Source organism: Weissella confusa (assembly GCF_004766315.1).
Classification (GTDB): Bacteria; Bacillota; Bacilli; order Lactobacillales; family Lactobacillaceae; genus Weissella; species Weissella confusa_A.
Window position 1 is genome coordinate 1 of sequence record NZ_PVSN01000032.1, and the last position, 14235, is coordinate 14235.

Consider the following 14235-nt stretch of genomic DNA (forward strand, 5'->3'; position numbering starts at 1 on the left):
CGAAAGTAGTTGGAGGATCGCTTCCTGCGAGGATAGGACGTCGCGATGCACATGGACGTTTAGCTCAGCTGGGAGAGCACCTGCCTTACAAGCAGGGGGTCACAGGTTCGATCCCTGTAACGTCCATTAATGGGCTTATATGCTAATTGGATAAACACCCCGGCTACGAACCGGGTATTGCAGGTTCGAGTCCTGCTAGGCCCATTAGCAACTTAATATTGCTAATATTCAAGTAATTGAATATTGTTCGGGACGTAGCTCAGCTTGGTAGAGCACCTGGTTTGGGACCAGGGGGTCGCAGGTTCGAATCCTGTCGTCCCGATTAATCGCGGTGTAGCTCAGCTGGCTAGAGCGTCCGGTTCATACCCGGGAGGTCGAGGGTTCGATCCCCCCCGCCGCGATTGGCAGAGATGCCGAAACAATTAAATCATGCGGATGTAGTACAATGGCTAGTGCTCCAGCCTTCCAAGCTGGGAATGCGGGTTCGATTCCCGTCGTCCGCTTCAATGGTTTACGAACAGTCTTACTTCGGTAAGGCTGTTTTTTTGTCCTTTTGGACTATACGTAATCACTGTTTTATTATCGCTGAACAACGTATAATCATCTATAAAGCAGACTGGGAATGTCGGAGGTTTTAGACCGTCGACGTGACCAAGTCGCACTTATCAGGTGCGTCTTTGGCCTTACGCCTGACTGAAGTCAGGGGTTTTAGACCAACAGCTGTTGTGATAAGAGACTGACAGAGGGTTCTAGATTATGGATGAATCAGAAATGCCGTTTGATGCGGATAACTTTATTCCAGCGGATTATGCGGAATTGATTCGACAGTCATATGCTAAGCAAGGGGGCTTGGTACTACCACCGATTGATCAGACTGCGTTGATGATTAACCGTGCTTTAGCGGTGTCAGTCAGCGATGATTTAGTCAAAAAGTATCATGATAACAAGCAAGTTGATGATGACTTTGTTAACATTTTTGTTCGTCAAACGGTGGATTACGCCTTTATCTTGACGAATGAAGTGCCGAACAATTGGACACCCAACAATCTGTTCCAAGCAATGGGTATGACATTGGGTTACTTGGAAGTGGATCGACAATATACTGGGTTACTAGTTGAACTAATGGAGGCAATCGTTGAGAATTTGGTTGAACGTGGCTTGATTCGCGAGAGTTTCTTTACACCTGATGTACGTGCTTGGTTGATGGAGACCGTACCTGAGTACTTGAATGACTTAGAAGAATCAATTGATGAACCACTCGACGACGAAGAAGTGGAATTGATGCAAAATCTAATGACGGAGCTAGGTCTTGAAGTGACTGAGGATGAGTTGCGCGAGACGAACGTAGATTTCGCGCAAGAAACAACAACTGACGATGATGACCTACGCGTGAAATTCTTCTTCGAGGTATTGAATGATAGCGGTATACCAGCGCTATATATGCAGCACCGTAGCATTCAACCGGTTATTAAGAAGCATATTGCATACCTAAAGGAACACCAAGAGTTGTTGGTACTAACGGTCGTTTACGTCGCACCAATGCGCGAGCGGCTTGAAACTCAGATTGAGATGGGTGATTGGGCTGACACCCAATATGCAGTGCGTGACTTCTTTGATGGCCTAAATGGTTTGTTCCTGCAAGACGTGGTGACGGTATCTGAAAATGCTGAGCGTATTCACTATACGGCGGAACTGCAGGCACTTATTACGGGGATTCTGGCGCATGAGCCTGATGAACTATCTTATTCAGGTGCTGACGGTGAGGTGCCGGACTATGATGACAACATTCACGACTTTATGACGGACTTGGTTGACCGTGATGAGTTGACGCCTGAAGGGTTGGAAACAGCGCAAGCGATTATATCAATGGTTCTGGATGAACTAGCGGTTAAAACACAGGCTAGTTTAGAAGCGATTACACCTGATATGTTAGGCCGAGTATTGCGCCAAAAGTTCCAAACATTTGATTTGTTTGGCCTAGACGGCTTTGAATTCGTTGATGATATTGTGATTGAGTTTGCACGTTGGGCAGCTGCACAAGATTTGATGCCAAAGTCCAATGTTCTAAAGTGGGGCAAAGCGATTGAAACGGTTCAATTTGATCGTTACGCCTATGCATTAATTGTGGATGCCGCAAATAAGCTGGAGATGGTCGAAATTGGCCAAGATATGCCGGCAATATATTAAGAAATTTTTAGCTGACCTGGACAGGGTCGGCTTTTTCTTTTTGCCTTTGGTATGGTTAAAACAGGAGGTAAAACTTATGGTTCAAATCCTATTATTACTGATTTATATAAGCGATATTTTACTAACACCCTTAATTGGCGTACATCCACTTTTGATTATTTTGCCAGCTATTATTGCGACGATGACGTTATATTTCTTCTTAAAGCGTGTTTCAACACGAACTAGCTGTTGTGTGGCGACGGTGATTGTGGTCCTAGCGACCGTTGTGCTGGCTGTCCCGCTAGAACACGCTTACTGGGTTGCACTGCAACGCGTCATGCTTGGTCAGTTGTTAGCGGTAATCGTCTTAACGGTGATGACAGTGGGCATGCGTACCGTTCAACACTAAAAATAGGCATAACCTAGTGCTATAATGAAGGCACTAAGTATTGAGGAGTTCACAGGACTATGAAGACATTCATTTTTGACGTTGATGGCACATTGTTGAGCACAGAGATCATGTACATGAAGTCATTGCAATTCACTTTGGAAGCCAACGGTATTCATAAAGAATATGAGGAGCTATACGCCATTTTCGGGTTGCCTTCATTGGATGCGTTGATTAAGTTCAACATCGAAAACCCAGAAGAGATGCAAAAGCAGTGGCAAAGTCACTACCACGATTTCTGGAACGAAGTGAAGCTATTTGACGGCATTCACGACATGTTGGCTGACTTGAAGGCGACCGGGGTTAAGATGGGGATTGTGACCTCTAACACGCCAGAAGAATTCGCCGATCACGCTGATAACTTTGATATTAACGGCTACTTCGATGATTTCGTCTTTGCAGGTCAAACGCCAAAGATGAAGCCAGCTGCTGATCCAATTTTGAAGTCAATGGCTGACCTTGATGCGAATCCTTCAGAGTCAATTTACATAGGTGATTCAGTGCACGACATGCACGCGGCGCACAACGCCGGCATTAAGTTCGGAATGGCTTCATGGGGTGTTCGTGACCGCGCTGTCTTTAATGATGAAGCAGATTATATCTTTGAAACGCCCGCTGATATCTTGAAGTTAGCTGAAAAGTAAGCGATTAGACCTGATTCTTTACCAGGTCTTTTACTTTTTAACTGTAAATTTCCGGAATAGGCCTGGCGATGTTATAATGAAGACTTAGAAAAAACGAAAGAAGTGAAGATAATGGATAATCGTGCAATTGGTTACATCGATTCTGGTATCGGTGGGTTGACCGTGGTCAAGCAAGCCTTGCTGCAAATTCCTGATGAACAAGTCTACTACGTGGGGGACACGGCGCGCATGCCTTATGGTCCACGCCCACAGGATGAAGTCCTCGGCTTCACTTGGCAAATGGTTAATTATTTGCTGAAGAAGGATGTCAAGATGTTGGTCGTGGCGTGCAACACAGCGACTGCGGCCGCACTTCCTGACCTTCAAGCAAAGCTAGACATCCCGGTCGTTGGTGTTATCCAACCTGGTGTCGATGCCGCTTTGCGTAAGTCAACGGACGGTGAAATTGGTGTTATCGCAACGGCTGGAACAGTTAAGTCATTGGCTTACTACAACGGCTTGTTGCAAGGTAACCGCGCAGCTAACGTTGTGCAACTTGCCGCACCAGAATTCGTTGATGTGGCCGAAAATCACGACTACACGTCAGAATTTGCCCGTCAAGTGGTGAAAGAAAAGTTGACGTACTTTAAGAACCACCAAGTTGATACGTTAATTCTTGGATGCACGCACTTCCCATTGATGGAAGGCTTCATCCAAGAAGCAATGGGACCTAAGGTAACGTTGGTTAACTCTGGTGCCAAGACGATTTCAACGGTTGTCGAGTTCTTGGACAAGTATGATTTGCGTCACGCTGCAGCAAACCCAGCTGATCACACGAACGACGAATACTTTACAACTGGTAGCGTAAAGCGTTTTGCCACAATCGGTGGTCGTTGGTTGGATGATAAGGAAATGACTGTTAAGCACTTGGATATCGTTGGTGATACACTAGTGTTGAATGAATCTGTTACAGACTAAAGTCACAAAGGGGGCCTCATGGCAAAGTTGATTTTTGCGTCAAAGAACGAAGGTAAGGTACGCGAATTCCGCGAGTTCCTAACGCCACTTGGTATTGAAGTTGTGTCATTGAACGAATTGGATAATGTGCCAGCAATCATTGAAGATGGGACGACATTCCAAGAGAATGCGACTATCAAGGCGGAAACGATTGCGCACGCATTTGGTGTGCCAGTTGTTGCCGAAGATGCCGGTTTGATGGTTGATGCGTTGAACGGGGCACCAGGTGTTCATTCAGCACGTTATGCAGGTGATCACGATGATGCAGCTAACAATGCAAAGTTGTTGCACGAACTTGAAAGCACACCTGACATCGACCGTACAGCATCATTCCACGCTGTCATTGTGGCAATTAAGCCAGATAGCAAGCGCTTGGTTGCTGCTGGTAAGGTGGACGGACGCATTTTGCGTGAAGCACGCGGTGAAGGTGGCTTTGGGTACGACCCATTGTTCTACTATGAGCCATTCGATAAGACGTTGGCCGAATTGACGCCAGCTGAGAAGAATGAAATTTCACACCGTGGGGCGGCTTTACGTGAGTTTATGACTGAGTTTAAAGACTGGTGGGAGGATTAAATCATGGATTACTTGATTATTTCTGATGCGCACGGCGATCGCCAAATTTTGGAAGATGTCGTGAATCACTACCGCGGTAAGGTAAAGGCCATGTTCTACAACGGTGATTCAGAGTTGTCACGCTCTGATGAGTTGTTCAACGACTTGTTGCCAGTTATCGGAAACATGGATACGGATCCAATGTTCCCAGATGACCGTGATTACAAGGATGATAATTTTACGGCTTACCAAACGCACGGTCACTTGGTACACACTGAGGTATCATTGAACCAATTGCGTGAAGTTGCTTCAGCTAAGGGTGTTGATGTGGTCTTGTCAGGTCACACACACGTTTTGGGTGCAGAAGAGATTGATGGTCGTTTGTTCATCAACCCAGGTTCAATTTCATTGCCAAAGGGACAATACGCCTACCTTGGTGGCACGTATGCCATTTTGACGGTTGAGCCAACGCAATTTATCGTACAATTCTACACGCGCGATATGAAGCCAGTAGAAGGCCTACGTTTTACGTTTAAGCGTTAATCGAATATAAACAAAGAGACCTAGCAGGACGGGTTACCGCCTTGCTAGGTCTCTTTTAGCCTTCTTCTACTTCTGTGACGCCACCATTGTGTAGGAAGCCGTCATATTCTCTTAGCCGCTGACGAGTTGCCGACAAGAAAAGTCGGGTCAAGTGCTCATCAGAAAAATCATCGGTTCTGACGGCATATTCAGAACGATCAGTGTCGTAAACCACCAACGCAGGGAAGTTACGAACACCCATTTCGGCTGCCAAGTTTTGATCAGCGCGGAATGCTTGCACAGCAAGGTCGCTATTGCGATCCTCAACAAACATTTCCTGGTTCAATGCCAAATCGTTAACAGTTTGCATCACCAATTCATCAGAATAGGCGTTTCCCTGTAATAGGGCCTGTTGGGTAGCCATCAAGTACTCACGCGCAGCTTTCTTACCTTGGAATTGGGCCGCCTTAGTATCAACAGCCACTTGATAAAGTGTTTGTGATACGACGTTCAAATCGTGCAAAGAAGGGTGCAATGAGTTTGATGCCGCCATCGCAGTTTGACGCGCAGATTGCATCGTCACAACTGGAATGATTTGCATGGCAACTTTTTTATTTGATTGTTCTACGTATGTCGCTAGTTTCTTTTCGGTCTCTAAGCAGTCACCGGAAAGTGGGTTCACGAAGTGGTACACCTCTAACATAATGAGCTACGACCTCCAAAACTTTTCTTATGGATGTGAAAAAATGCATGTCTTTTTCATATCCTCGATTATATTACCTGTTCAACCGAGCGCTGTCTAATTTGCAAGCTTCAAAATTCGCAATATCATCAACTCTTAACCCGCTTGCAACAAGTGTCACAAAACTTATGTGTGAGATGCGTAAGTTCTGTGAATTTTTAACCGTAATAAGCATAGCGCATTTGGGGGTAAATTGCTGAGAATCTGTTTCGAATCTCTTGTATTAAAGGCAAAGAATTAGCGGGAAAAAGGTTGGTCATTTTGCTATAATAGAGGAAGTGAGAAAAAAGTCGGGGGATAACGACATGACACAGATTGAGTGGGAGAAATTACTACAACCGTACATTCAGGCTGTGGACGAACTTAAGGTCAAGTTACGTGGTATGCGCACGGAATTTGAATTGGCTGGCGTGAAGACACCGGTTGAGTTTGTGACTGGACGTGTTAAAGCTATTCCAAATATCAAGGAAAAAGCAGTTCGACGTCACATTGACCTAGAACGTTTGGAACAAGACATGGAAGATTTGGCGGGGGTCCGAATCATGACGCAGTTCACAGAGGACATCTACAAGATTGTTGATCTGCTGCGCCAACGAAAAGACATGGTAATTTTGGAAGAACGTGATTACGTGACGAATACTAAGCCATCCGGGTACCGTTCTTACCACATCGTGATTGAATATCCAGTTCAAACAATCACTGGCGAAAAGAAGATTTTGGCCGAAATTCAAGTACGTACAATGCAAATGAACGTGTGGGCAACGATTGAACACGCGATTAATTACAAGTACGACGGTGAATATACTGAAGAAATGACTGAGAAGTTGCGTGAAGTTGCTGAACTAAGTATCCGCGTTGACGAATTGTTCTCAGAGTTACACAATGGGTTAGATAATCACACCGAGGCCTAATCCAGGTAGCAGGAAAGAAGACGACTAGCATGAAACTAGCAATTTATAGTAACAATGGCGCACAATCAAAAGCTGTTGTTGCCTTATTTAAAGAGAAATTAGCAGAGCGCAACACGGACCGCATTGTCTTTGACGATGAGCACCCAGATGTTGTGATTTCTGTCGGTGGTGATGGTACGTTGCTAGGTGCATTCCACCACTATGCCGATCAATCGGCTTTTGTGCGCTTCATTGGTGTACACACCGGCCACTTGGGGTTCTACGCTGACTGGCAACACTTTGAAATCGATGAACTCATCGATAGTTTGGTGGCTGATGAAGAGTCACGTACGGTCAAGTACCCATTGTTGGAAGCGCGTGTCCGTTATACCGATGGTCGTGAAGAACGCGTGTTGGCGTTGAATGAAGCTGCGATTAAGCGTCCTTTGGGAACGTTGGTAGCGGACGTTTACATTCAAGGCGAACTATTTGAGCGCTTCCGTGGTGATGGACTAACAGCTTCAACGCCAACTGGCTCAACGGCCTACAATAAGGCCATCGGCGGTGCTGTCATGCACCCAAGTCTTGAAGCAATTCAATTGGCTGAAATCGCCTCAATCAACAGTCGTGTCTTCCGTACACTTGGTTCACCATTGATTATCGGTAGTCACGAAGTTATTCGTGTGCAACTAGAAAACGATGGCGCTGCTGTGACATTGAGTTTCGACCACTTGAGCAAGATTGCCTCAAACATCGACTGGATTGAGTTCCATGTCGCCCAAACAAAAATTCAATTTGCTGAGTACCGACACATGCGTTTCTGGCATCGTGTCCAATCAAGTTTCATCGGCACGGAGGTAAACTAATGGCCCAATTTAGTTGGACAAACCAAGGCGATGAGACCTTGAAAATTAAGACATTTTTGGCACAACGCGGCGTGTCACACCGTATGTTTTCAATTGTGAAGCGCGGTGGTGGCTCAGTTTTGCTGGACGGTAAGCAAGTGCGTACCGTTGATGAAGTGAAGCCAGGTGATAAGGTCACGATTGTGATGCCACCAGAAGAGTCAAACGACGTTGTGGCAATGTCTGATCTGCCAATCACGGTTTTGTTTGAAGATGAAAACTGGTTGGTGGTTGAGAAAGAAGCTGGCGTGACGTCAGTGCCTGGAAAGGCTGACCGTGAGACAACCATGGTTAACCGTGTGAAGGGATATTTGGCGCGTTCAGGCGCTGAAGACTTGGTGCCACACGTGGTAACGCGTTTGGACCGATTCACGTCAGGGGTCGCTTTGCTGGCCAAGCACCGTTTTGCACACGGTTTGCTGGATAAGCAATTGCAAACGCACTCAGTCGACAAGCGTTACTATGCAATTGTTGATGGTGATTTAGAAGGTGATTATGGCTTCATCGATGCGCCAATCGGCCGTATGGATGATGACTTTATTCGTCGTGAGGTTCGTGAAGACGGGCGCCCATCACAAACGGAATACTGGGTAGTGAAGCGTTTTGGTAACCAAACGTTGGTTCGTGTGCAATTACACACGGGTCGTACGCACCAAATTCGTGTGCACTTCAAGTACCTGGGTCACCCATTGATTGGTGACGAAATTTATGGTGGTCCGATGGATCGAGGCATTACCCGTCAAGCGTTGCACGCTTACTGGTTGCACTTCTACGACCCATTCGCACAAATGGAACGCACGGTACAAAGTGCGCTACCACAAGATATCGTTGATGTCTTGGATGGGTTCCAAGTGACACCAGACGAAAATTAATAATAGATTGGGGAGGATAGTTTCATGGCAGATAACATGATGGATGACATCACAGAGGAGATGCGTGATGAACTGTCCGACCAGGCCCACCACCTTGTTCAGTATTTGGAGCACGGCGAACGTGAGGCGTTCTTAGACGGCTTTGACGAACTGCACGGTTACGATCAGGCCGTTTTTTATGTGACATTGCCGTCGCAATTACGTCACCAAATCATTGAGTGGTTGACGCCGACTGAATTGGCCCCCGTCTTTGACGAAATTGAGCCAGAAGATGTTGATTTGAACGACTTGCTGGAAGAAATGTCACCACGTTATGCAGCGCAGATGCTGAACCAGATGTATACCGACAACTCGGTAGACTTGCTGGAAGAAGTAGAGCCCCGCGAATTAGCGATGTACCTGGCATTGATGCCTAAGACGGACGCTGATGAAATTCGTCGCTTGTTGAATTATGAAGATGACACGGCCGGTTCTTTGATGGGAACCGAGTTCGTCGCCGTTAATCAAAATTTGACGATTGGCCAAGCCATGACCGCCGTGAAACGCGCTGCCCAAGAGGCTGAACAAATCACGTATATTTATGTGGTTGATGATGACGAGACATTGGTCGGTGTTATCTCACTGCGTTCTTTGATTGTTTGGCCTGATGAGGCTCGCGTGTCGGATGTCATGGACACGAACTTGATTACCGTTGAACCGAGTGATGACCAAGAAGATGTTGCCCGTTTGATGGCCGATTATAACTTTGTGTCGATGCCTGTTGTGGTGGAGAACAAGCTAGTTGGTATTATCACAGTTGACGATATCGTGGACGTTATCGATGAAGAGGCCGCCGAAGACTACTCACGTTTGGCCGGTGTCGACGTCGTCACTTTAGAAGAGAATCCCTTTAAGTCGGCGACGAAACGTTTGCCATGGTTGATTGGCTTGATTTTCTTGGGGATGGGGACAGCCAGTGTCATCAATACATTTGATGGGTTAGTCCAACAAGCATCAATTTTGGCTGTGTTTATCTCATTAATTACGGGTACCGCCGGTAATGCGGGTACGCAGTCATTGGCCGTGTCAGTGCGTCGTATCGCGTTGCAAGAAACCAGTTCGTTGCTTCGAATGTTGTTAACCGAAGTTTTGATTGGTGCGATGATTGGAACGACGGCTGGCGTAACGATTTTCTTGGTCGTTTGGGTCTGGAAAGCAAACTTACTACTAGGTGTGGCAGTTGGTTTGGCCATGGGCGTCGCCATTTTGGTGGCGAATGTGGCTGGATCATTTATTCCGTTGATTATGGATAAGATTGGGGTGGATCCGGCAGTTGCATCGGGACCATTTATCTCGACGCTGTCTGATTTGACGTCAGTTATTATCTATTTCAACATCGCTGGACTATTTATCACTCACTTTATTAGTGCGTGAAAGTAAGCGAAAGGCTATACTTAGTAATAGAAATTTAACGGCTCGTTGCGGGTCGTTTTTTATTTGAAGGTGAAGGATATGAAAAAGAGTATTGGAAAGCTACAGCTATTCCTGCTAGGGGTCTTGAGTGCGTTCTCACCACTAGCGATGTATTTGTACTTGCCAGGGTTGCCAGAGTTGCAACAAGATTTACACACATCAACTTCATTAGCGCAAGTGACGATTACGGCGTCACTATTGGGGTTGGCGCTAGGACAAGTGGTTGTCGGACCATGGTCTGACCGTATCGGTCGTCGTAAGCCGTTGTTGTGGGGGACGATTGCGTTTGCGTTGAGTTCAGCAGCGATTGTCTTTGCGCCAAATATTTGGGTGCTAATCATTTTCCGTTTGGTCCAGGGATTAGCCGGATCAACTGGCATTGTGTTGTCATTGGCTGTGATTACCGATTTGTTTACCGGTAAGACATTGACGCAACAAATTGCGATTAACCAAACGATTAACGGGGTGTTCCCAGTGTTGGCACCGGTATTCGGTGGAATCATCATCGCCTGGGCCGATTGGCAAATGACGTTCTGGGTATTGGCCGTGCTAGGTGTAATTTTGTTCGCTGGGGTTTTGTTCTCATTGCCTGAGACGTTGCCAGCTGAAAAGGCAGCACCACAAGAAAAGCAATCGGTTGTGGCAGGATTCGGTAAGTTGTTTAAGCAACGTCAATTTGTGCTATTCGCGTTGACGCAAGCCTTCATGACCGCTGCTTTGTTTGCCTACATTTCAGGATCATCATTTGTCTTGCAAAAGATTTTTGGCTTGTCAGTGACGACATTCGGGATTGTGTACGCCATTAATGGTGCGGGAATCGCGTTTATGTCGAGCATGTCAGGTCGCTGGGCTGCCAAGTTTGGTGAGTACACGGCCTTGAAGTGGTTTATTCGTGTCGCTTTCATTGGTGGCTTGTGGTTGTTGGCAACAGCCTTTATGCCAAAGTCAATTTGGATGATTTTGCCACCATTGTTCATCGTTGTTTCAACGGTTGGTGGGATTATTTCTTTGACGACGGCGTTGGGGATGCAAGGACAGCAAGAAAATGCTGGTTCAGCATCAGCGTTGTTGGGCTTGGCTCGTTACGCTCTTGGTGGTTTGATGTCACCAATCGTCGGGTTGTTTGGTCAAACGACGTACTTGCCAATGGCAGTGTTGATTGTCGTCGTGCAAGTGATTGGAGTCTCAATTTTCAGTCGCATTAAGCGTTAAAAAAGACGGAACCTCAGCTGGTTCCGTCTTTTTTGCTGTCATTAATTTGATGATGGTTGTGGCATGAATGGCTTTAGGACATTCGCAAAGTTTTCGATATTCAATGATTGAATCAAAATCTTTCCGGAACCGTTAAACGTATTCACAACACCTTCACCCGTACCGATTGAGCCGATAACACCGCCACCTTCAAGGTGAATGTCATAGTTCAATGACGTTTCCCATGCAACCACGTGAGCGTTATCAATGGTGAAGTCGTGGGCATCTTGCAAATCAATTTCCTTGATTGATCCGAACGCGGCAACCAACAAGGTACCTTCACCGCTCGTCTTCATAACGAACACACCACCTTGGCCACCGAAGAAGGCACGTCCAATGATTGGCGTTCCATTGAGTATTGCACCGTACCGTCCATCGCCAAGAAGGCTGAGTCGTTCAAGTAGTAGTTCTTGTCAGCAGTGACTTCCAATGCTTGGATTGTACCAGGTACATTAGGGGCGAGGGCCAACTCACCACCTTGAGATCCAGCAGTAACTTCGGTGATGAAGACTGATTCGCCACTAACCATTGAACGACCGGCTGCACGAATTAACTTACCAATACCTGAACCGCCGTTTGCGTTCAAACGACCTTTGAGTTCAGTGTCACCAGTGTGATAAACCATCGCACCACTTTGAATGCGGACGGTTTCGTTTGGCAACAAGTCATAGCTAACCAATGGGAATTGCATATTAGATTCGATCTTGTAATCCATTTTTGTTTACCTCGATATATTTTTATAGGGTAATTATAACTAAAACGTAAGTGAAAAGCTTATAGCAATACTTATTCTACGTTCGAATCAAAAATAATACTTTGGCATAACCCTTTTTACGTGCAAAGTTTTTGAAGGTTGGGTATTATACTCACATAAAGTAATAAACAAAAAATATTGAAACACACAAAAAGAGGTTTGTTAGTTATGAAGACTCACCACATTTCATTGTTGACTGGCGATGCCAAGTTGAATGCAGATTACTACGTTGGCGTATTGGGAATGCGTTTTCTCAAGAACTCAGTTAACCAAGCCAACCCAAAGAACCGTCACGTTTACTACGGTGACTTCATGGGAACACCAGGAACGGTTATCACGTTCTTCCCAATTGACGACTTGCACGACCGTACTGACGGTAAGATGTTCTTCTCAGGCATCCACTACTCAATTCCTGAGGGATCAACGCAATACTGGTTGGACCGCTTTGCTGAAAAGGGCTTGAAGGCTGAAGTTGACGCAATGGGACGTATCCGTACGGCTGATTACGAAGATTTGCCAATCCGTATGCAAGAAACTGAAGGTAAGAACTTCGACTGGCACATTAACTACATGTCAGATGTTCCTGCTGAATTCCAAATCACTGGCGTTATCGGTGCTGAATTGCACGTGCCAGATGTTGCTGCAACTGGTCGCTTCTTCGAAGACTTGTTGGAAATCCCAGTTAAGGGTAACATCATCGACTTGGAAGGCGTTGAAGCTATTGAATTGGTTCAAACTGCTGAAGATGCACCTAACTCACGCTTTGGTAAGGGTTCAACTGACCACTACGCTTTGGGTGTTGAGTCAGAAGAAGACTTGAAGTACTTCTGGGAGCGTGCCAAGGCTTTGGGCTACAAGCGTGAAGTCTTTATCGACCGTGGATACTTCCGTTCAGCATACTTCATCGAGCCTGGTGGAAACCGTGTTGAGTTGGCTACGACGAACCCAGGATTCACGTTGGACGAATCATTGTTCGACTTGGGTACGACGTTCGCTTTGCCACCACGTTTCGAGGCATCACGTCAAGAATTGCTTGACCACTACGCAAAGAAGGGTGTCTTCTTTGACGAAGTAAAGCCTTACACGGGAACTGGTCACTTGGAGAACGACGGTAAGATCCGTGCTATCCACGATGAAAAGGGTAACACTCGTAACGATTAATCCCACCCCTTGGTATGCCAGGTTTGACGGTGTTTTAGGACACATTTAGGACACTTGTCAAAATTAAATATAACAATTTTGGAGATATCGCAATTATTGCGGTATCTCTTTTTTGTCTTGTTCTTTAATGGATTATTAGATACGATATTTGGCATGAAAGATAATAGTACCCGGATTATTCATCAAGACAAACAAAAAACCGCTGAAACAGCAAGTTAATACCGTTTCAGCGGGTTTTGCGCTTTCACCCGTTGGGTGAAAACCATAGGAGCTCTTTTTTATGATATTTTGTTAGTGGAAAACAAACCAAATACTCAAAAATTGGAGCGTCTAAAATTATGACTCAAAAAGTATTACCTAGCAACCATTTAGTTGCAGTTTCAGACAATGGGGCACCAATTACCTCGGATGGTGGCAACGTGCTGCTTAGTATTTTTATGAATTCGCCTGTAATTTCCAGGCTCTTTAATAACGTTGAATTCAACGATAATCGCAAAAATCCACGCTATGCTAAGGTAGAATTGTTATTGCAAATGCTCATTCAAGTTATCGAAGGTTATCGCAACGACGACGTTGCAGATTACTTGACCCAAGATATCGAACATCGACTTGTTTATGCGCAAAACATGGCATCTCAACCAACTATTTCCAGATTTCTATCACATCTCACGAACGAAGACATTGATGAGCTACAAGAATTAAATCGTCGTATTGTCTCTTTAATTGATGAAAGATCAGCCAATACTGAACTGGTGCTAGATTTGGATTCAACCTACTTTGAGACCTTTGGTCATCAAGAAAAAATTGGTTTTAATTATCACTACTTGAACGTCGGTTACCATCCGCTTATCATGACCGATGCTTTAACTGGAACCGT

14 protein-coding genes, 5 tRNA genes and 1 pseudogene are annotated in these 14235 nt (G+C 45.6%); 18 read left to right on the forward strand and 2 right to left on the reverse strand.

The window, feature by feature from the left end; all coding sequences use genetic code 11:
• The first annotated feature begins 53 nt into the window (after positions 1 to 53).
• The 11 genes from C6P11_RS04960 to C6P11_RS05010 all read left to right on the forward strand — a co-directional run bounded on the left by C6P11_RS04960 (position 54) and on the right by C6P11_RS05010 (position 5352).
• Positions 54 to 126 (forward strand) — tRNA-Val (locus tag C6P11_RS04960).
• A gap of 5 nt (positions 127 to 131) precedes the next feature.
• Positions 132 to 204: transfer RNA gene (locus C6P11_RS04965), tRNA-Arg, on the forward strand.
• A gap of 44 nt (positions 205 to 248) precedes the next feature.
• A tRNA-Pro gene (locus C6P11_RS04970) sits at positions 249 to 322 on the forward strand.
• Between the two features lie 5 nt (positions 323 to 327).
• Positions 328 to 401 (forward strand) — tRNA-Met (locus C6P11_RS04975).
• Between the two features lie 30 nt (positions 402 to 431).
• Positions 432 to 503 (forward strand) — tRNA-Gly (locus C6P11_RS04980).
• 253 nt (positions 504 to 756) lie between these two features.
• Positions 757 to 2187 (forward strand): hypothetical protein, encoded by a 1431-nt coding sequence (locus C6P11_RS04985; protein WP_135519108.1) that lies wholly within the window; start codon positions 757 to 759, stop codon positions 2185 to 2187.
• A gap of 76 nt (positions 2188 to 2263) precedes the next feature.
• Positions 2264 to 2575 (forward strand): hypothetical protein, encoded by a 312-nt coding sequence (locus C6P11_RS04990; RefSeq protein ID WP_135519110.1) that lies wholly within the window; start codon positions 2264 to 2266, stop codon positions 2573 to 2575.
• Positions 2576 to 2634: 59 nt separating this feature from the next.
• A complete protein-coding gene (locus C6P11_RS04995) occupies positions 2635 to 3258 on the forward strand; it encodes an HAD family hydrolase (RefSeq protein WP_135519113.1) in 624 nt (207 codons plus the stop codon).
• A 111-nt stretch (positions 3259 to 3369) separates the two neighbouring features.
• On the forward strand, positions 3370 to 4215 hold the full coding sequence (gene racE / locus C6P11_RS05000; protein ID WP_135519116.1) for a glutamate racemase: 846 nt from the start codon (positions 3370 to 3372) through the stop codon (positions 4213 to 4215).
• Between the two features lie 18 nt (positions 4216 to 4233).
• Positions 4234 to 4830, forward strand: a complete 597-nt coding sequence (locus tag C6P11_RS05005) for an XTP/dITP diphosphatase (protein ID WP_135519119.1) — start codon at positions 4234 to 4236, stop codon at positions 4828 to 4830.
• A 3-nt stretch (positions 4831 to 4833) separates the two neighbouring features.
• On the forward strand, positions 4834 to 5352 hold the full coding sequence (locus tag C6P11_RS05010; protein ID WP_003608016.1) for a YfcE family phosphodiesterase: 519 nt from the start codon (positions 4834 to 4836) through the stop codon (positions 5350 to 5352).
• 55 nt (positions 5353 to 5407) lie between these two features.
• Here C6P11_RS05010 and C6P11_RS05015 read toward each other — a convergent pair whose 3' ends face one another.
• A complete protein-coding gene (locus tag C6P11_RS05015; RefSeq protein WP_135519122.1) occupies positions 5408 to 6034 on the reverse strand; it encodes a DsbA family protein in 627 nt (208 codons plus the stop codon).
• Between the two features lie 344 nt (positions 6035 to 6378).
• Between C6P11_RS05015 and C6P11_RS05020 the strand changes: the two genes are divergently transcribed.
• From C6P11_RS05020 to C6P11_RS05040, 5 genes are all read left to right on the forward strand, one after another.
• Positions 6379 to 6984 carry a GTP pyrophosphokinase gene (locus C6P11_RS05020; protein ID WP_135519124.1) on the forward strand — a complete coding sequence of 202 codons (606 nt, stop codon included), beginning with the start codon at positions 6379 to 6381 and terminating at the stop codon, positions 6982 to 6984.
• Positions 6985 to 7013: 29 nt separating this feature from the next.
• A complete protein-coding gene (locus C6P11_RS05025; protein WP_135519127.1) occupies positions 7014 to 7829 on the forward strand; it encodes an NAD kinase in 816 nt (271 codons plus the stop codon).
• Positions 7829 to 8740 (forward strand): RluA family pseudouridine synthase, encoded by a 912-nt coding sequence (locus tag C6P11_RS05030; RefSeq protein ID WP_135519129.1) that lies wholly within the window; start codon positions 7829 to 7831, stop codon positions 8738 to 8740. Before C6P11_RS05025 ends, C6P11_RS05030 begins: the two co-directional genes overlap by 1 nt.
• A gap of 24 nt (positions 8741 to 8764) precedes the next feature.
• Positions 8765 to 10153 carry a magnesium transporter gene (gene mgtE / locus C6P11_RS05035; RefSeq protein WP_245299779.1) on the forward strand — a complete coding sequence of 463 codons (1389 nt, stop codon included), beginning with the start codon at positions 8765 to 8767 and terminating at the stop codon, positions 10151 to 10153.
• Between the two features lie 78 nt (positions 10154 to 10231).
• Positions 10232 to 11404 carry a multidrug effflux MFS transporter gene (locus C6P11_RS05040; protein WP_135519132.1) on the forward strand — a complete coding sequence of 391 codons (1173 nt, stop codon included), beginning with the start codon at positions 10232 to 10234 and terminating at the stop codon, positions 11402 to 11404.
• Between the two features lie 41 nt (positions 11405 to 11445).
• Here C6P11_RS05040 and C6P11_RS05045 read toward each other — a convergent pair.
• Positions 11446 to 12158: pseudogene (locus C6P11_RS05045) on the reverse strand (TIGR00266 family protein).
• A 207-nt stretch (positions 12159 to 12365) separates the two neighbouring features.
• On the opposite strand from C6P11_RS05045, the gene C6P11_RS05050 reads away from it, so the two are divergent.
• The gene (locus C6P11_RS05050; RefSeq protein ID WP_135519134.1) at positions 12366 to 13358 is read left to right on the forward strand and encodes a VOC family protein; all 993 of its coding nucleotides are present in this window, start codon (positions 12366 to 12368) and stop codon (positions 13356 to 13358) included.
• 338 nt (positions 13359 to 13696) lie between these two features.
• The coding region (locus tag C6P11_RS05055; RefSeq protein ID WP_210114223.1) for a transposase at positions 13697 to 14235 on the forward strand (539 nt) is incomplete at its 3' end.